This window comes from Nocardioides sp. cx-169 (assembly GCF_021083605.1).
GTDB lineage: Bacteria > Actinomycetota > Actinomycetes > Propionibacteriales > Nocardioidaceae > Nocardioides.
The window spans coordinates 1-15,936 of sequence record NZ_JAJNRO010000021.1 but is presented as its reverse complement, the minus strand read 5'-3'; the positions used below and the strand labels follow the sequence as shown (position 1 = coordinate 15,936).

The following is a 15,936-nucleotide window of genomic DNA, read 5'->3' as shown; positions in this document are numbered from 1 at the left end:
ACCTGCGTCTTATCGCCGAAGGGACCAATCCCGGCGCTACTGCGTCCGGTAGCCCGGGTGACCTGCGGGTGCGATCCCCTGGCTCGCGGCGACCTTGCCGAGCAGGGTCAGCAAGGTCTGCAGCTCCTCGGCGGACAACCCTGCGACCAGCGCTTGGTCGTGCTCGCTGACGACCTTGCGGACATCCGCCAGGCGGTCGCTGGCGGCGGGCGAGAGGTGCAGCTCGTGGTTGCGTCTGTCGGTGGCGCTGCGGCGTCGCTCCACGAGGCCGCGCTCGCTGAGCTCGTCGAGCAGCCGGACCACCCTGCTGGGGACGGCACCGATCGCCGACGCGAGCTCCTGCTGGTTCAAGCCGGGACGGAACGCAAGGACGCGGAGGATGCCCACGTGTGCCGGGCGGAGGTCCAGGGGGGCGAGCCGCCGCGCGAACTCGGCGGACACGTGACTCCCGATCTGGGACAGGAGCAGGGCCGCGCCCGACGGTCGGTTCACGACAGAAGTTTGCCACAACCCCTCTTACGTGGAATCGTTCACACTATGAACGATTGGCTGAGCTCCCGAACGACCCTCGTGACCGGCCTCGTCCTCGGGTCCGCGGGCATCGCACTGCTGTGGGCCGGGGGCGTCGACTTCCCGGTCGCCGTACCCCCCGGCCTGCTCATCCTGCTCGCCGGAGCAGCGATCGTCATCCTGGTCCGCCGACCGTGGAGCGCCTGGCTCGCCGCGGGGCTCGGGCTCGTCGTCGTGGTCGGGTTCGTCCTCAGCGGCATCAACGGCGAAGGGTTCGATCACCTCCTCGGTCGCGACGGATTCGTCGTCGCGCTCGGGCAGAGCATCCAGCTGGTCGGCGTACTTCTCGCCGCAACCAGCGGCGTCGCAGTCGCGCGCCGAGACTCGTCGTGACCGACCGGGCAGGGCGCGGGTGCCTGATCGTCGCCGGCCTGCTCGTGGCGTCCGGGCTGTTCCACCTCGGCGTCTTCGCCCTCGACGACCGCCCGTGGTCGGGGCCCGTGTCGTGGCGAAAGCCGTTCACGTTCGGTCTCTCGTTCGGCATCACCCTCGCCTCGGTGGTCTGGGTGACGTCGTACGTCCGGGTCGGCTCCCGCATCCGGTCGGTGCTGCTGACCGTGTTCGCCGCGGACTGCGTCCTCGAGGTCGCCGGCATCACCGTGCAGGCGTGGCGCAATGAGCCCTCGCACCTGAACACCACCACCGCGACCAACACCGCGATCGCGATGCTGCTGGCCGTCGGCGGGGCGGTGCTGATCGTGACGCTCGGCGCCTTCGCAATCCCGGCGCTCCGCGGACGTACGACGGGCCCGCCCAGCATGGCGCTCGCCCTGCGCGCCGGCTTCGCGCTCCTGATCGCCGGACTGCTCTCCGGCGCCGCCATGATCGCCCGCGGCTCGATCGATCGAGCCCGCGGCGCGGACACCGACTCGATCTACGCGAATACAGGCTTCCTCAAGGACTTCCACGGCGTCACGTTGCATGCCGTCCTGGTCCTCCCCGCCCTCGCGTGGCTCCTCGCGCACTCACGGCTCAGCACGACGACCCAGGTGAGCATCCTCAGGGCAGCCGTCGCTGCGTACCTGCTCGTGGCCCTGGGAGTCCTCCTGCTGGCGACCTAGCATCGCTCGACATCTCTGAGCATCAGGCCACGCACTCGTGTGAACTGCCACCACGGGATGGCCGATGGCTCTCCGCCTCGCCCGCGGTCGGCCCCGTTGACGACGTTCGCGCTGCTGCACGGATCGGGCGAGGACGGGTGGGTGTGGGAGCTGGTACGGCGCGCGCTGCGGGAGCGCGGGCACGAGGACGTGGTGGTGGTCGGGCAGTCGGGCGGGGGCTTCGTCGTACCGCTCGCCGCAGCGCGGGTGCGGGCGGGGCTGCAGGTCTACGTCGAGGATCTCTGAGGCTCAGCCGGCTGACCGCCCCAGGAGGTCGAGCAGGTGCTCGGCCTGGTCGCGGTCGCTGCCCTCTGGGTTGAGGCGGTGCCCACGGTTGCCGGGACGCAGCATGAGCAGCCAGAAGGTGGCGAGGACGATCCGGTACGCCTCCGCGCGCGCTCGCTGCGCCGGGCTGAGGTCGAAGGCGGCGACCACCGCCTCCGGGTCGCGCAGGCCCCGCAGGCGGGCGGAGATGTGCTCGGCCAGGTCGGCCACCTCGAAGGCGAGGTCGCCGACGCCGGACCCTTCGAAGTCGACCAGGCGCACGCGGGAGCCGTCCCAGAGCATGTTGTCGACCTTGCCGTCGCCCTGAGCGAGGACCGGGTCGTGGATCCGGTCCAGCCCGGGCGGCGGGCCGGCGTGCCAGGTGCGGGCGGCGACGAGCGCGCGGCGTACGACGTCGGGCAGGCCCGGGCGGGCGTGCTCCTCCTCCAGCCAGGCGACGTTGTTGAGCAGGAAGGCCGCGGGATGCCAGAAGCGCCGCGGGGTGTCCGGCGGCAGGGGTACGGCGAAGAGGGTGCGGTAGGCCTCGACCATGGACGCGAGCAGGCGCGGTGTGAGCACGGCGTCGAGGGCGTCGCCGGCCACTCGGGACATCACCACGGCCGGAGGGTCCGTCTCACGCGCGAGCGGCTGGGGTGCCAGGCCGGGGGCGTGCTCGTGGAGCAGCACGAGCGCAGCCCACTCCCGGGCGGGCTCGTCGCGGTTCGTCCCCCCGTAGCGCTTGCGCACGACCTGGCCCTCGATCGTCACGTCGTGGTTCGCCACCGCAGCAGCGTCGCACGGCGTCACCGTTCGTGGGGCGACTGCCTGGTGAGCGTCGGGTGGTTTCGAGGCTCGCTTCGCTCGCACCTCTACCACCGCCGTGCTTGATGACTCGTATGATGCGCGCCATGCGCGCCCTCTCCCTCCTCCGCTCCCTCCTGGTCGCCGCGTTCGCGCTGCTGCTGGTCCCGATGACCGCGATCCCGGCGCAGGCCGCCGCCGGCACGATCACCGGCATCGCGGTCGACGCGAGCGGCAAGCCGCTCGAGAACGTGTACTGGGAGCTGTACACGCTGGAGGGCGGCGAGTGGACGACGCTGCAGTTCGGGCCGAAGCTCACCGACGGCAACGGACGCTTCACCTACCCGGCGCAGGTCGGCGGCCAGTACCGGGTCTGCTTCTCCGACTCCTACTACGGCGAGTCCTCCTCGGCGGAGTTCTACTGGCAGCCCGAGGTGCGCCACGCGGACCGGTGCTGGCCGAACGCGACGTCGTGGCAGACGGCGCAGACGTGGACGCCGACCGCAGCGACGCCGTCGCGGACCTTCACGGTCACGCTGCCGAAGCAAGGGCTCGGCATGGCGCCGGTCGACCCGTTCGTCCTCGGGTCCTACCAGGTGGACGAGCCCCTCACCGTCGTCGGCCAGGAGGGTTGGCGGCCCACGAACGCCACGTTCAGCTACCAGTGGATGAGCCAGAGGGACGGCTCCCCCACCGCCGCGATCCCCGGCGCCACCGCCTCGACCTTCGTGCCGACGGCCGCCCAGGCCGGCGCCTGGGTCTACGCCTCCGTGACCGCCACCCTCCCGGGCTACAAGCCGGCCCAGCTGACCACGCCGGTCTCGAAGGTCGGCACCGCTCACGTGCAGCCGACGACGCCGCTGACGATCACCGGCACCGCCGCCCCCGGCAGCACGCTCACGGCCGCCTTCGGCAAGCCCGCCGACACCTACAGCGAGATCAGCTGGTTCGTCGACGGGGTGCCGCAGCCGCGCGCCACGACGTACGACGCCGCGTCCTCGACGTTCCCGGTCGCCGCCGCCCACTCCGGCGCGCGGGTCGAGGCCCGTCTGAAGATCTACCTGCGCGACGACGAGGGCTACATCGACGGCAGCGACACCTTCCAGCGCGCCGTCGCCCAGGTCAGCGGGAGCCGACCGGCCCAGGCCCTGCCCCCTGCCGCGACCCCGTCCGGCAGGCCCACCGTCGGACGCGTCCTCTCCGCGCCGGCGCGCGTCACCGCCGACCCGAACGCGACGCTGGGCTACCAGTGGCTGCGTGGCTCCGCGCCCGTGCGAGGCGCGACCACGAAGCAGTACACGGTGCGGGCCGTCGACGTGAACAAGCGGCTGCAGGTCCGGGTCACGGTGACGCGGCCCGGCTGGCCCACCACGTTCGTCACCACCTCCGCGGGCACCGTCGCCAAGCGCGCGCTGACCGTCGGCCGGATCACGGCCGTCGGCAAGGCGAAGGTCGGCCAGCGCCTGACCGCGCGGGCCACCGGCTGGCGTCCGGGCGCGATCCGGTTCCGCTACCAGTGGCTGCGCGACGGACGCGTGGTCCGGGGCGCCACCAGGGCGACGTACCTGCTCCGCAAGGCCGACCGCCGCTCGGTGATCCGCGTGCGCGTCACCGCGAGCAAGCCGAGCTACCTCACCGTCACCAAGACCAGCCAAGGACGCAAGGTCACCGGCTGACACTCTCTTCGCTGCGGAATCGGGTCTGCGCCGCGAGCCAGCAGAGCGCTTCCAGGCTTCGGGTCGCCGTCGGTTTATGATCGGGTCGCGCGATCGTCCGTCGTCGTGCCCGGATCCCCGGACCGGCGGGGCCACACGAAGTGGTCACCGCAGGCGGTTCCTTGACCAGGAGCCCGCTTATGACCGTCACCATCGCCCACGCCACAGCCCAGGCCTTCCCGCTCGAGGCGGGCCAACGCCTCACCATCACTATGCCAGCGGGCGACCAGGGCGGTGACCTGACCTTTGTCGGCTTCGACCCTGCCCTGACCCGAAACATCAACGGCTGGGCTACCCACCGCCGGCCGGTGATGCTCTTCCACGTTGCTGCCGGGATGAGCCTCTACGACGGCGAGGGCTCGGCGATCCTGCGAGTCGAGGAGATCCGGGGCGAGCAGGTCCTCGACGTTGTCATGCCGGGCTGCTACCGCGAGGTATACCCCGACCGACGTCCGGGCTGCCGCGACCTCACCTCCGCCGCCCTCGGCCTCACCCGTGGCCACCTCACGGGGATGGCGAGCTTCGGGATCCTGTCCACGGCCACGGATGAGTACTACGACGCGCTCTCGGCCTCGGCCAACCGACCCGGTGACTCACTCACCTTGCTGGCCCTGGTGTCGACCGTGGTCGCCGTCTCGGCCTGCCCCGACACCGACATTCCGGGTTGGCGCCCCGGCGAGTTGCACGTCGAGATCTCTTAGTGGTGAGCGTGCCGCGCGCCCGCGAACCTCGCCGACGATGAGTCCGGGCGCCGGGCGAGGTCGAATGCACCATGGCGACCTTCGCACTGGTGCACGGATCGGGCGAGGGCGGCGCGGCCTGGCGGCTCGTGGTGAGTGCCCTGCGCGAGCGGGGTCATCAGGCCACCGCCCCCGACCTGCCGACCGACCGCGAGGACGCGACCTGGGCGGACTGCGTCGCGACTGTGGTGGACGCGGTGGGCGCTGCCGAGGACGTGGTGGTGGTCGGGCAGTCGGCCGGAGGGTTCGTCGTGCCGCTGGTCGCGGCGCGGGTGGGGGCGGTGCTGCAGGTCTACGTGGCCGGGATGGTGCCGGCGGCCGGTGAGAGCGCAGGCGAGTGGTTCGGGAGCGTCGGGTGGTCCGAGGCCGTCGCCGAGGCCGCGCACGCGGACGGGGGGCTCACGGGGAGCTCGGACCCGATGGTCGCGTTCTACCACGATGTCCCGGAGGACCTGGCACACGAGGCGATGGCGCGGGAGCGGGTGACCAGCGAGGCGCTCGGAGAGGCGCCGTGGCCAGCGGCGGCGCTGCCGGGCATCCCGGCGAGGTACGTCGTGACGACGCGAGACCGGTTCCTGCCGCCGCCCATGCAGCGGCAGCTGGCGGCGCAGCGGCTGGGGATCACGGCGCCCGACACGATCGCCAGCGGGCACTGCCCGCACCTGAGCCGGCCCGAGGAGCTGGCCGGGATCCTCTCCGGCTACGTCAGGGAAGGCGGCACCTCAGGCGCCTTCCCGTCCTAGCAGGCCGAGCAGGTGCTCGGCCGATCGTCACGTCGTGGTTCGACACGGGAGCAGCGTCGCATCGTTTCGCGCCGTACGCGCGCGGGTACGGTCCCCTCGGCCGACGAGGGGGTGAAGGCCGTGGGGGGCTCGATCGCGCACCCGGACTACCGCGCCCTGCGCCGCTTCCCCGCCCTGGACGGGGTGCGGGCGCTCTCGATCCTTCTGGTCTTCACCGCGCACCCCGCCTACGAGCACGTGTGGCCGCGGCTGCACGGGCCGTCGGGGGTGACGCTGTTCTTCGTGCTCAGCGGGTTCCTCATCAACACCCTGCTGCTACGCGAGCGCGCCCGCAGCGCCGAGCGGGGCGAGGGTGGGCGGGTCGACCTGGGCGGGTTCTACCTACGCCGGCTGTTCCGCATCTACCCGATGTTCTTCGCCGTCTTCGCGCTCTACTGCGTCCTCATCCTCGGCCTCGGCATGCAGCCCGAGCGGCGCGACGCGTTCGTCGAGAACATCCCCTACTTCGTGCTGTTCTTCCCCGAGCACTCGGTCTTCTTCAACGAGGGGGTGCTGGTCCCGTTCGACATGGCCTGGTCGATCGGGATCGAGGAGAAGTTCTACCTCGTGTGGCCGGTGCTCGGCTTCGTCCTGCTCCGGGCCCGCGCCCGCCCGCAGGCGCTCGCGCTGGCCGGCATCGCCCTCGCCTGCTCGGTCGCCGGCTACCTCGGCGGCGGATGGGGCGTGTCCCTGGAGAGCTACACGCCGATCGCGCTGGGGGCGCTCGCCGCCACGCTGCTGCACCACCGGGCGTCGTACGAGCGGCTCTCGGTGGCCGGCCGGCCGCCGGTGCTGCTGGGGCTGTGTGCCGGCGTCGTGGCGCTGCAGTTCGGCACCGCCGAGGTCCTCCCCCAGGGCTGGCTCTACCCGGTCTTCGGCCTGCTCGTCGCGCTCACCCTCGCCGGGCTGGTCACCACCACCTCGCCGCGGGCGGCGTGGCTGGGCTCGGCGCCGATGGTCTACATCGCCGGGCTCTCCTACGCGCTCTACCTGCTGCACAACTTCGGGCTCAACGCCGCCGAGGGGGTGCTGCCCGGCGACTGGGGCTTCCCCGGCTCGCTGCTCTCCACCGCCGTCGGGATCGCGCTGGCGTTCGTCGCCGCGCACGTCGCGCACGTCTTCTTCGAGGACCCGCTGCGCCGGTACGGCGTCAGGCTCGCCGCGCGCCGTCGCGAGCGGGCTCTCTCGGACCGCTAGTCGAAGATGACGTCGCGTCCCTCGGCGCGCAGCGTGGCGAGGCCGTCGAGCATCCCCTGCAGCACCTCGGGAGGGTGACCCTGCCAGTCGTCGACCTCGCCGACGACCCGGAGCGCGTCGTGGGTGCGGTAGGACCGCGTGGGGTTGCCGGGGAACTTCTTGTCGGTGACGTTGGGATCGTCCTCGAACGGGCCGGTCGGCTCGACGACGTAGACGTGGCCACGCTCCTCGAGGCCGGCCAGGGCGGTCGCCAGCTCGGCTCCCCACACCGCGGTCTGGAGGAGGGTGGTGAAGTAGATGTGCTTGAGGATCCGGCCCTCCTGGAAGTTCGACCCGTAGCCGGGCACCAGCTCGTCGCCGACCGCCAGCGCCGCCTTCGTGCCGTGGAAGAACGGTCCCTCGACGTGGTCGTAGTGCTCGTAGGTGACCGGCCCGGGGTCGCTTCGCTCGTCGCTCATGGGTCTCATCCTGGCCTGGGTGGGCGAGACTCGCGGGGTGAACGAGATCGAGATCCTCCAGGTGGACGAGCGCGACGGCTCCTGGGAGCAGGACCGCCCGCGGTTCCGCGTCTACCTGCACGGCAGCGGCGAGACCGAGACCCATGGGTGGACCGACACCTACGACATCACCGGCGCCGACGTCGTGCAGGTGATCGACTGGGCGCAGCGTCAGGCAGGAGACAAACTCACGTACGCCGTCGCGCTGGTCGTCGATGACGGCGAGCAGGAGCGGCTCAACCCGGGCACCGCGCGTGGCCTGGTGTGGCTTCTCGGGGCCGACGGCAACGACGCCGCGCACACCGCGTCCGACGTCGCCGTACAGCGGCGGATGCTGGAGCGGCGTCGCGAGCCGATCGTGGTGCCGGTGTCGTCGCGGATGCCTGCGGGTGTCGTGGAGCCGTATGCGGGGGGTGGATCGGCGACGTGATCCCTGGTGGTTTCGAGGCTCGCTTCGCTCGCACCTCAACCACCGAGGGGCGTCAGGTGGCGGCGGCGACCAGGCTGGCGAGGAGGACGAGGGGCAGGGAGACCACGGCGCCGATCGAGGTGGCGACCGTCAGCGTCTTCAGGCTGCCCTTGGTCGAGAGGTCCAGGAGCGTGCTGAACATCCAGAAGAAGTTGCTGTTGACGTGCAGGGCGAACATCGCGCCGGAGGCGATCGCGAGCGCGATGACGACGGGGTCGACGCCGAGCGAGCCGACGACCGGCGAGATGATGCCGGCCGCGGTGATGGCGCCGACCGAGACCGAGCCGATCGCGAAGTGCAGCACCGCGGCGATGAACCAGGCGAGCAGGATGCTCAGGAGCACCGGCGCGTCGGCGTCGGCGGAGAACAGGTCCTCGAGCTTCTGGTCCATGCCGCTCTCGGCGATGACGGCGCCCAGCGACCCGCCGACGCCGGTGACCAGCAGGATCTCGCCGGTGGTGTGGAAGCCGGCGCCGAGGACCTTGCCGACGCCGTCGGCGTCCAGCGTCGCCCGGACCATGAAGAACGCGATGAGGAGCCCGATGAACAGGGCGATGTTGGCGTCGCCGAGGAAGCTCACGACCGCCGGCGCGTCGCCGACCACGTCGGCGGTCGCGGCGGTGGCGATCAGCACGAGCGGCACCAGGATGGGCAGCAGCCGCACGACCAGCGGCAGGCGCGTCGCGGCCTCGGCCTGGGGGACGTCCTCGACCTCGTCGTGCGGGCGGCCGTCCTCGAGCACGACGTCCCGGTCGAAGTCGGTCTCGTCCTTCCAGTAGCCGCGGGAGAGCAGCAGGCGGAACAGGACGGTGGTGATCAGCGCGGTCGCCAGCCCGATCGGCACGCCGTAGATCAGGTAGGTGCCGAGCGGCACGTCCATCAGCCCGGCGATCGCGACCGCGGCGAGGCCCGGGACGACGAAGACGTAGCCGGAGAAGATGCCCACAGCCATGGCCCCGGCCAGCCAGGGCAGCCCGATCCGACGGTCCACCGCGGGGGCCGACTCCTTGGCCATCGGCGCGGCCAGGACCACCTGCACGTCGACGTAGATGGAGGGGAAGATGACCGAGAGCGTGGCCGCCATCGCGTACGGCAGTCGTTTGCCCACGCGCCGCGCCAGGATCTCGACCAGGTCGCGGAACGTGCCCATCGAGTGCAGCAGCGCCCCGATCAGCACGCCGAAGCCGATCAGCAGGCCCACCTCGGCCATGATCTCGCCGAACCCGCCGGTGATCTGGGCGACCGTGCCCTCGCCGCCCTGACCGGTGGCGAGCCCGAGGTAGACGCACGCGACCAGCAGCGAGATCACCGGGTCGATCTTCAGCGCGATGATGAGCAGGATCGCCGCGAGGATGGCGATGCTCGAGTGCACGATCTCCATGGCCGAGTCCGTTCTGTGAGGCGTGCGCCTCACGTTAGGGGACGCGCCGGCGAAGAGCGACGAGCCGCGCCTCAGCGGCGCAACCGGCGGACCACACTCCATCCCGCGAGCGCGCCCACCACCCACGGCCCCGCCACGATGACGGGGTCCAGCGGCTGGTGCACCAGGTCGGCGCGCTTGCGTCCGAGCCGCGACTTGAGGCCGCCGTGGGTGAGCTCGGCCTTGACGCCGGTCTCGGTGAGGAGGTTGTCGGGGCGCCGGGTCGCGAAGGAGCGCAGCGTGCTGCCGAGGACGTCGACCCGGTCGCCGGCGATGAGCAGCAGCCAGTGGGCGGCGCGGCCCTCGCTGTAGCGCTCGTAGGCCAGGCGCCGGATCGCGCCGGAGACCCCGTGCAGGGGCTGGGCCGTACCGAAGACCGGGGTCAGGTCGGCGTGCTCGATCGACCGCTCCCGGTAGCCGTCGTGGGGCTGCGACTCCGGCAGGTCCCACACCGCTCCCTCGGGTCGCAGGTCCAGCGACTCGCGCGGGTACGACGGGCGGTCGGCCGGGTCGAGGTCGGCTCCCCAGCCGGGGATGCGCTGACGCAGCGAGTCGACGGACTCGGGCAGGGCCGGCTTGCGGCCGGCGTACGGGTCGGTGAGCGGCATCTCGGGGCTCCTCAGGACGCGGTCGGGACGATGAGCGGCTTGATGCAGCCGTCCAGCTTGGCGGACATGATGTGGTACCCCTCCGCGATGTGCTCGAGCGGGATCCGGTGCGTCACGATGTCGCTCGGCTTGAGGTAGCCGTTGCGGATGTGCTCGAGCAGGCGCGGCCACTGACGCTTCGCGGGAGCCTGGTTCATGCGCAGGGTGAGCCCCTTGTTGAGCGCGTCGCCGAACTTCACGGCGCTGAAAATCGGACCGTACGCGCCCATCACCGACACGGTCCCGCCCTTGCGCACGCCGTCGATCGCCCAGTTGAGCGCGACCGGCGAGCCACCCTGCAGCTTGAGCTTGGCCGACGTCACGTGCTGCAGCAGGTTGCCGTCGGCCTCGGCGCCGACGGCGTCGATCGCCACGTCGGCGCCGAGGTGGTCGGTGATCTTCTTCAGCAGCACCACGATGTCGCCGTACTCGGTGAAGTTGTAGGTCTCCGCGTGTGCGAACTCGCGGGCCTTGGCCAGGCGGTGCTCGAGGTGGTCGATCACGATGACCCGGCCGGCACCCATCAGCCAGGAAGACTTGGCGGCGAACAGGCCGACCGGGCCGGCGCCGAACACCACGACGACGTCACCCTCGTGGATGTCGCCGAGCTGCGCGCCGAAGTAGCCGGTGGCCAGCGCGTCGGTGAGCAGGACGGCGTCCTCGTCGTCGAGCCAGTCCGGGATCTTGCTGGGACCGACGTCGGCGAACGGGACCCGGACGTACTCGGCCTGCCCACCGTCGTACCCGCCGGTGGTGTGGGAGTAGCCGTAGATGCCGCCGACCGCGGTGGCGTTGGGGTTGACGTTGTGGCAGTTGGAGTACAGCCCGCGCGCGCAGAAGAAGCACGAGCCGCAGAAGACGTTGAACGGCACCATGACCCGGTCGCCGACCTGCAGGTGCTGCACCGACGAGCCGACCTCGTCGACGCGGCCGATGAACTCGTGGCCGAACGTGTGGCCGACCCGGGTGTCCGGCATCATCCCGTGGTAGAGGTGCAGGTCGGAGCCGCAGATCGCCGCGAGCTCCACCTTCACGATCGCGTCGTTGGGGTGCTCGATCCGCGGTCGTGGCTTCTCCTCGACGCGGATCCGGTACGGACCGCGGTAGACCATCGCTCTCATGCGGGACCTCTCGTGGGGACGGCGTAGACCCGGCCAGTACCCCTCGCGACCTGATGCACCGCTGACCCGTCACAAAGTCTGTGACGGGTCAGCGGTGGCGAGAGCCGCCGTCAGCCTCGCTTCTTCTTCTTGGCGACGACGGTGACCTTGATCGTCAGCACCTTGCCGTGGACGCGGATCGTGATCCGCGACGTCCCCGGCTTCTTGCCCCGCACCGTGAGGGTGGAGCGGGCGTTGAGCGCCACGGACTTCCTGCCCGCGACCCCGGCCACCTTCGGCGCCGAGCTCCTCACCACCACGGTGACGCGTCCGGTGCCCGTGCCGTGGGGCGTGAACGGCAGCCTCGACGTGCGGCCCTGGACGATGCGAAGCCGCTTGACGGAGCTGGCGAGGCGGGTCACCTTGGCCGGGTGCGTCACCGTCACCGGCGGGGCGTCGTACGTCGTCGGGACGGTCGACTCCGCGCCCAGGAGGGACACCGAGGCGAGCCGCACCTCACCCAGCCCGGCACCCTTGGCCACGAACGGGATGTCGGCCATCGTGAAGTCGCCGGCCGCGCTGGGCGAGGAGCCCAGCTTGGTGTGCACCACGGTGACCGTGGACCCGGACACCGTGGCCCGGGTGAGGCCCGAGACCCCGCTGGTCACCTCGTCGACGACCGGCGTGACCTTGGTGGGGTCGAACCGGATCTTCGCCGTGTAGCTGAAGGCGTCGGGCACCTTGCGGGCGTGCACGGTGACGTGTGCCGTCTCCCCCGCCTTGGGTGCGACCCACGGCATGCCGACCTGGAACGTGGTCCTACCCGTGACCGTCGGGACCGCCTTGGCGGGGTGGGCGAGGTCGGGGAACCGCGCCGGCGCCCGGCGCTGTTGGGTCGCCTGCTCGAACGCGTAGCCCAGCTTGATCAGCTCGGCGTCGGCGTTCATCGCTCCCAGGAACGACACCGTGGTGGGCAGCCCCACCGCGTTGGCGGGGAGCACGCCGCCCTCGACGTAGTCGGACTGCTCGGCCCACCCGGACGGGACCGAGACCGACGGATGGCCGCTCAGGGACGCGATCATCACGTTGGAGTAGCCGGCGCCGCCGGGGACGCCGAAGCGGGTCACGGTCGGGTAGACGATCGCGTCGAGGTCGTGCTCGGCGAGCACGGCGCCGATCGTCGCCTGGTTGGCGGCGATCTCGTCGTCGTGGGTCTCCATGAACGCCTGGTACTCGGGGATCCGGTTGATCCGGTCGATGACCGAGGCGCTGATCGAGCTCAGCTCGGGCTGAGCGGTCAGCAGTGCCTTCAGCTCCTCGGCGTCACCGGGGTAGGAGGAGTCCGCCGGCACGTAGGTCTTGAGGAACTGGTCGATGTCGTGACCGAACTCCCGTGTGCTCCCCGAGCTGGTGGTCTGCATCCGCAGGTCGCCGATGTCGACCAGGGTGGCCCCCTCCTCCGCCATCGTCGCCTTGGCCTCCTGGAAGATCCGGTCGATCGCCGGGTTGGTCCCGATGTGGTTGCCGGCGCCGACGCTCGACACGTAGCCGATGCGCGCCCCGTCGAGGCCGCGCCGGTCGAGGTAGGAGGCGTAGCTCGCCTCGCGCTCGGCGTCGGCCGCGGCGGTGGTCGGGTCGGCCGGGTCGGTGCCGGCGTACAGGTCGAGCATGATCACCGAGTCCTCGAGCGTACGCGTCAGCGGACCGCCGCGGTCCTGGTCGCCGGCGAGCGGGGCGATGCCCTCGCGGCTGACGAGGCCGAACGACTGGTAGACGTCGGCCAGCCCCTGGTAGGCGCCGGGGACCTGGATCGACCCGCCGGTGTCGCTGCCCAGGCCGACCATGCCGAGGTTGGCCGCGATCGCCGTGCCCGTGCCTGCGCTGGAGCCTCCGGACTCGCCACCGGGGAAGTAGACGTTCGAGCTGCGCTTGTAGGAGCTGATCCCGGTGTAGCCGGACGCGAACTCGGTGAGGTTGGCCTTCGCCAGGATGACCGCACCCGCGGCGCGCAGCTGCTCGACCATGTAGGCGTCGCTGCCGGGCATGAAGCCGTCGAGGCACTTGCAGCCGACGGTCGTCGGCATGTCGATGGTGTTGAAATTGTCCTTCACGATGACCGGGATGCCGTGCAGCATCCCCCTCGGGCCGGACTCGGCGCGCTCGGCGTCGAGGTCGGCGGCGATCTCGAGCGCTTGGTCGTTGGTCGTCAGGATCGAGTTGAGAGCGGTGGCCGGGTCGCCGCCCACCGTCGCGTCGTCGTACGCCGCGATCCGGTCGAGGTACATCTGGGTGAGCTCGACGGCGCTGAGCCGGCCGGCCTCCATCGAGGCCTGGGCATCCACGACGCCGGCCTCGATGATCTCGAAGTCGCCGTCGTCGTACAGCATCTGCTTCGACAACGCCGCGACGTCGGTGATCGTGATCTTCCCGTCGCCGTCCGCGTCGTTCTTCGCCACCGCCGTCCAGGTGGCTCCGCCGGCGCTGGTGACGCCAAGGGCGCCGATGAGCAGGTCCAGGTCGGCGGAGTCCACGCGCTGGTCCCCGTCGAGGTCCCCGGCGGTGTGCTCCGGGCTCAGGTAGACGAGCTCGCGCGGGGTGGGCGCGGCCGAGGGGGCAGACGGCGCCGCGGTCGCGCCGGACGGCCCCACGAGGGCCGCGGCGCCGAGCGCGGCCGCGAGACAGAGCCCCACTGCCGCCTGTCGTGAATGTGCTGCTGGTGTGGTCAAGATCGAGTCCTCCCGCGTGCGACTGGTGCCCGTGACGGCAGGGTCGGCGCTCGCACCACCGCCGCCCCACCGGCACGCTAGGCGACCGCAATTACGGGTAAGAGGCCAGATTATTTCGGGGAGAATTCCTCGTCGCCGCCACCCGGTGCTGGGTCTGTGAGTGCCCCCGCTGGGGTTCGAACCCAGACTGAACCGCTTTTAAGGCGGCTTCCTCTGCCGGTTGGGATACGGGGGCGAGGCGCACCGAGTATCCCAGCGACCGCTACCCCGGTGCAGCGCTGGTGACGGGACGACGCCACGACCTCAGCTCGACGGGCTCGCGAGGCCGTAGGCGCAGGTGCTGGATGTCTGCTCGTAGCCGAGGCCTTCGTACAGTCGAAGCGCATCGGAGGGGTTGGCGGCGTCGACGCTGAGAGCTGCGGCCTGCATGTCCGAGATGGCGAAGCGACGCATGGACTCCACCAGGAGCGCGCTGGCGATGCCTCGGCCGCGATAGCTTCGTGCCACCGCCAACTGATCGGTGTACCCCTCGGTGACACCCGTGGCTTGCCAGTCCTGCTCGTAAGCGCAGTTGAGGGCAGCGCCTACGACGGCCCCCGTCGTGCCCTCGATCGCCACCAGGGACCACTCGGCACGGAAGGCCTCGGAAGCCGTGACCTCGTCCCACATCTCATCGGTCCGATCCACGTGTCCCCACTGGTCTTGGAACGCGAGGTCGACCACGTGGTGGGTCTCCCGACTGCGCGCTGGGTCCCAGTCCACGATGGCCACGTCGTCGAGATCGGGCACCGGAGGCAGCTCACCGATCTGGCGCGACATCTCGAAGAAGTAGCGCTCGACCGCCAGGCCGTGCCGTTCGGCCAGATCCCGCACATCGGCTTGGTCGGACGGGGCGTACAGGCGCAGGGTGAGCGGCCCGTACCCCTCTTCACGAGTGGCCTGATCCCATGCGAGCGCATGCGCGACCTCCCACCGCAGCACGGAGCGTCCGATGCCCTCGCCACGGCGGTCCGGGCGAACGGCCCCACCGAGGTAGACGCCTCGCCGCTCGGTGACGACGCGGTTGCAGCCGGCCCACGCCGTGGCAACCACTCGACCCTCGAGGTCGCACCCGACGAGCGTGTCCTCTTCCGGGCGTGATCGTGGCGAGTCCCAGAACTCCTGCAGACCCCCGAGAGACTGCCGCTCGGGGTTGCGGTCGTACGCCTCGCACTCGGCGTAGAGGTCGGCGATGGCGGGGAGGTCCTCACGACCGAAGGGGCGCCAGGTGATCGCCGGGTGGGCAGCGAGAGCCGCCAGGGCTTCTGCTTCGCTGAGGCCAGGCGTGTGCGTCATGGGGCGGATCGTTCCACGGGTGGGGTCATCCCCTCGCATGGGACCAGCGCCTCACTCTCGCCTGGTGATGGCGACCTTCCCGCCGGGCAGGTGGGTCATGTCGTAGTGGGGGTGGTGGGCCAGGGTGTGGTGGCGTCGGCAGAGCAGGGCGCCGTCGGTGACGGAGGTGTCGCCGCCTTGGGACCACGGGGTCAGGTGGTGGGCCTCGCACCACGCCGAGGGTCTCTCGCAGCCTTCGGCGTAGCAGCCGCCGTGCTGGACCGCGAGCGCGATGCGTTGGGCCTTGGTGTGGAACCGGGCCTTGCGGCCCAGGTCGAGGACCTGGGACCTGGTGCCGAGGACGGCGGGGATCACGCCGGCCTGGCAGGCCAGCGTGCGGGCCAGGGCGGGGCTGATCCGGGTCCCAGTGTCGAGCTGGGCCGCCTTCAACCCACCCATCAAGGTGTCCAGGGTCATGGTCACCACGACGGTGGCGTCCATTCCGCCGGAGGTCGGGAGCCGGTCGGTCGGGTAGCGCTGCACGTGCTCGATCAGGGCGAGCCCCATGCCGTGCGGGCTGGACCCTTCACCGCC

General features: G+C 71.2%; 17 protein-coding genes and 1 tRNA gene. 8 read left to right on the top strand and 10 right to left on the bottom strand.

Going from position 1 to position 15,936, the window contains the following annotated elements; all coding sequences use genetic code 11:
* Positions 1–36 precede the first annotated feature (36 nt).
* The gene (locus LRP67_RS20860) at positions 37–492 is read right to left on the bottom strand and encodes a MarR family transcriptional regulator (RefSeq protein ID WP_231272213.1); all 456 of its coding nucleotides are present in this window, start codon (positions 490–492) and stop codon (positions 37–39) included.
* A 45-nt stretch (positions 493–537) separates the two neighbouring features.
* Here LRP67_RS20860 and LRP67_RS20855 point away from each other — a divergent pair, with 45 nt between their 5' ends.
* The 3 genes from LRP67_RS20855 (at position 538) to LRP67_RS20845 (ending at position 1,916) form a co-directional block, all read left to right on the top strand.
* Positions 538–903: a hypothetical protein gene (locus LRP67_RS20855; protein WP_231272207.1), complete on the top strand. Its 366-nt coding sequence runs from the start codon at positions 538–540 to the stop codon at positions 901–903.
* Positions 900–1,631, top strand: a complete 732-nt coding sequence (locus tag LRP67_RS20850) for a hypothetical protein (protein WP_231272201.1) — start codon at positions 900–902, stop codon at positions 1,629–1,631. Before LRP67_RS20855 ends, LRP67_RS20850 begins: the two co-directional genes overlap by 4 nt.
* Before the next feature lie 96 nt (positions 1,632–1,727).
* Entirely contained in the window at positions 1,728–1,916 is a 189-nt protein-coding gene (locus tag LRP67_RS20845) for a hypothetical protein (protein ID WP_231272195.1), read from the top strand.
* A 3-nt stretch (positions 1,917–1,919) separates the two neighbouring features.
* Here LRP67_RS20845 and LRP67_RS20840 read toward each other — a convergent pair whose 3' ends face one another.
* A complete protein-coding gene (locus LRP67_RS20840; protein ID WP_231272193.1) occupies positions 1,920–2,717 on the bottom strand; it encodes an aminoglycoside phosphotransferase family protein in 798 nt (265 codons plus the stop codon).
* Positions 2,718–2,842: 125 nt separating this feature from the next.
* On the opposite strand from LRP67_RS20840, the gene LRP67_RS20835 reads away from it, so the two are divergent.
* The 4 genes from LRP67_RS20835 to LRP67_RS20820 all read left to right on the top strand — a co-directional run bounded on the left by LRP67_RS20835 (position 2,843) and on the right by LRP67_RS20820 (position 7,169).
* On the top strand, positions 2,843–4,411 hold the full coding sequence (locus LRP67_RS20835) for a hypothetical protein (RefSeq protein ID WP_231272191.1): 1,569 nt from the start codon (positions 2,843–2,845) through the stop codon (positions 4,409–4,411).
* 179 nt (positions 4,412–4,590) lie between these two features.
* Positions 4,591–5,151: a DUF1989 domain-containing protein gene (locus LRP67_RS20830; RefSeq protein ID WP_231272189.1), complete on the top strand. Its 561-nt coding sequence runs from the start codon at positions 4,591–4,593 to the stop codon at positions 5,149–5,151.
* Positions 5,152–5,222: 71 nt separating this feature from the next.
* Positions 5,223–5,933 carry an alpha/beta fold hydrolase gene (locus LRP67_RS20825; protein WP_231272188.1) on the top strand — a complete coding sequence of 237 codons (711 nt, stop codon included), beginning with the start codon at positions 5,223–5,225 and terminating at the stop codon, positions 5,931–5,933.
* 120 nt (positions 5,934–6,053) lie between these two features.
* Positions 6,054–7,169 carry an acyltransferase gene (locus LRP67_RS20820; protein ID WP_231272186.1) on the top strand — a complete coding sequence of 372 codons (1,116 nt, stop codon included), beginning with the start codon at positions 6,054–6,056 and terminating at the stop codon, positions 7,167–7,169.
* On the opposite strand, the gene arr is transcribed toward LRP67_RS20820, so the two are convergent.
* Positions 7,166–7,627 carry an NAD(+)--rifampin ADP-ribosyltransferase gene (gene arr, locus LRP67_RS20815; protein WP_231272185.1) on the bottom strand — a complete coding sequence of 154 codons (462 nt, stop codon included), beginning with the start codon at positions 7,625–7,627 and terminating at the stop codon, positions 7,166–7,168. The two genes, LRP67_RS20820 and arr, sit on opposite strands and share 4 nt — an antisense overlap.
* Before the next feature lie 37 nt (positions 7,628–7,664).
* On the opposite strand from arr, the gene LRP67_RS20810 reads away from it, so the two are divergent.
* Positions 7,665–8,096, top strand: a complete 432-nt coding sequence (locus LRP67_RS20810; protein ID WP_231272184.1) for a hypothetical protein — start codon at positions 7,665–7,667, stop codon at positions 8,094–8,096.
* A gap of 52 nt (positions 8,097–8,148) precedes the next feature.
* Here the strand turns inward: LRP67_RS20810 and LRP67_RS20805 are convergent, their stop codons facing one another.
* The 7 genes from LRP67_RS20805 to LRP67_RS20775 form a co-directional block, all read right to left on the bottom strand.
* Positions 8,149–9,516 carry a GntP family permease gene (locus tag LRP67_RS20805; RefSeq protein WP_231272182.1) on the bottom strand — a complete coding sequence of 456 codons (1,368 nt, stop codon included), beginning with the start codon at positions 9,514–9,516 and terminating at the stop codon, positions 8,149–8,151.
* A gap of 71 nt (positions 9,517–9,587) precedes the next feature.
* Positions 9,588–10,163 carry a hypothetical protein gene (locus tag LRP67_RS20800; protein WP_231272180.1) on the bottom strand — a complete coding sequence of 192 codons (576 nt, stop codon included), beginning with the start codon at positions 10,161–10,163 and terminating at the stop codon, positions 9,588–9,590.
* An 11-nt stretch (positions 10,164–10,174) separates the two neighbouring features.
* Positions 10,175–11,323 carry a zinc-dependent alcohol dehydrogenase gene (locus LRP67_RS20795; RefSeq protein ID WP_231272178.1) on the bottom strand — a complete coding sequence of 383 codons (1,149 nt, stop codon included), beginning with the start codon at positions 11,321–11,323 and terminating at the stop codon, positions 10,175–10,177.
* 110 nt (positions 11,324–11,433) lie between these two features.
* On the bottom strand, positions 11,434–13,992 hold the full coding sequence (locus LRP67_RS20790) for an amidase family protein (protein WP_231272176.1): 2,559 nt from the start codon (positions 13,990–13,992) through the stop codon (positions 11,434–11,436).
* 197 nt (positions 13,993–14,189) lie between these two features.
* Positions 14,190–14,263, bottom strand: a tRNA-Leu gene (locus LRP67_RS20785).
* 68 nt (positions 14,264–14,331) lie between these two features.
* The gene (locus tag LRP67_RS20780) at positions 14,332–15,402 is read right to left on the bottom strand and encodes a GNAT family N-acetyltransferase (protein WP_231272170.1); all 1,071 of its coding nucleotides are present in this window, start codon (positions 15,400–15,402) and stop codon (positions 14,332–14,334) included.
* 12 nt (positions 15,403–15,414) lie between these two features.
* Positions 15,415–15,936 (bottom strand): HNH endonuclease signature motif containing protein (locus tag LRP67_RS20775; protein WP_231272169.1); only part of this gene is annotated, 522 nt, incomplete at its 5' end.

Excerpts from the sequence above, each read along its gene's own strand:
- LRP67_RS20800 (WP_231272180.1), bottom strand. The coding sequence starts at position 10,163 with ATGCCGCTCACCGACCCGTACGCCGGCCGCAAGCCGGCCCTGCCCGAG.
- LRP67_RS20825 (WP_231272188.1), top strand. The coding sequence starts at position 5,223 with ATGGCGACCTTCGCACTGGTGCACGGATCGGGCGAGGGCGGCGCGGCC.
- LRP67_RS20780 (WP_231272170.1), bottom strand. The coding sequence starts at position 15,402 with ATGCGAGGGGATGACCCCACCCGTGGAACGATCCGCCCCATGACGCAC.
- LRP67_RS20830 (WP_231272189.1), top strand. The coding sequence starts at position 4,591 with ATGACCGTCACCATCGCCCACGCCACAGCCCAGGCCTTCCCGCTCGAG.
- LRP67_RS20835 (WP_231272191.1), top strand. The coding sequence starts at position 2,843 with ATGCGCGCCCTCTCCCTCCTCCGCTCCCTCCTGGTCGCCGCGTTCGCG.
- LRP67_RS20855 (WP_231272207.1), top strand. The coding sequence starts at position 538 with ATGAACGATTGGCTGAGCTCCCGAACGACCCTCGTGACCGGCCTCGTC.
- arr (WP_231272185.1), bottom strand. The coding sequence starts at position 7,627 with ATGAGCGACGAGCGAAGCGACCCCGGGCCGGTCACCTACGAGCACTAC.
- LRP67_RS20805 (WP_231272182.1), bottom strand. The coding sequence starts at position 9,516 with ATGGAGATCGTGCACTCGAGCATCGCCATCCTCGCGGCGATCCTGCTC.
- LRP67_RS20795 (WP_231272178.1), bottom strand. The coding sequence starts at position 11,323 with ATGAGAGCGATGGTCTACCGCGGTCCGTACCGGATCCGCGTCGAGGAG.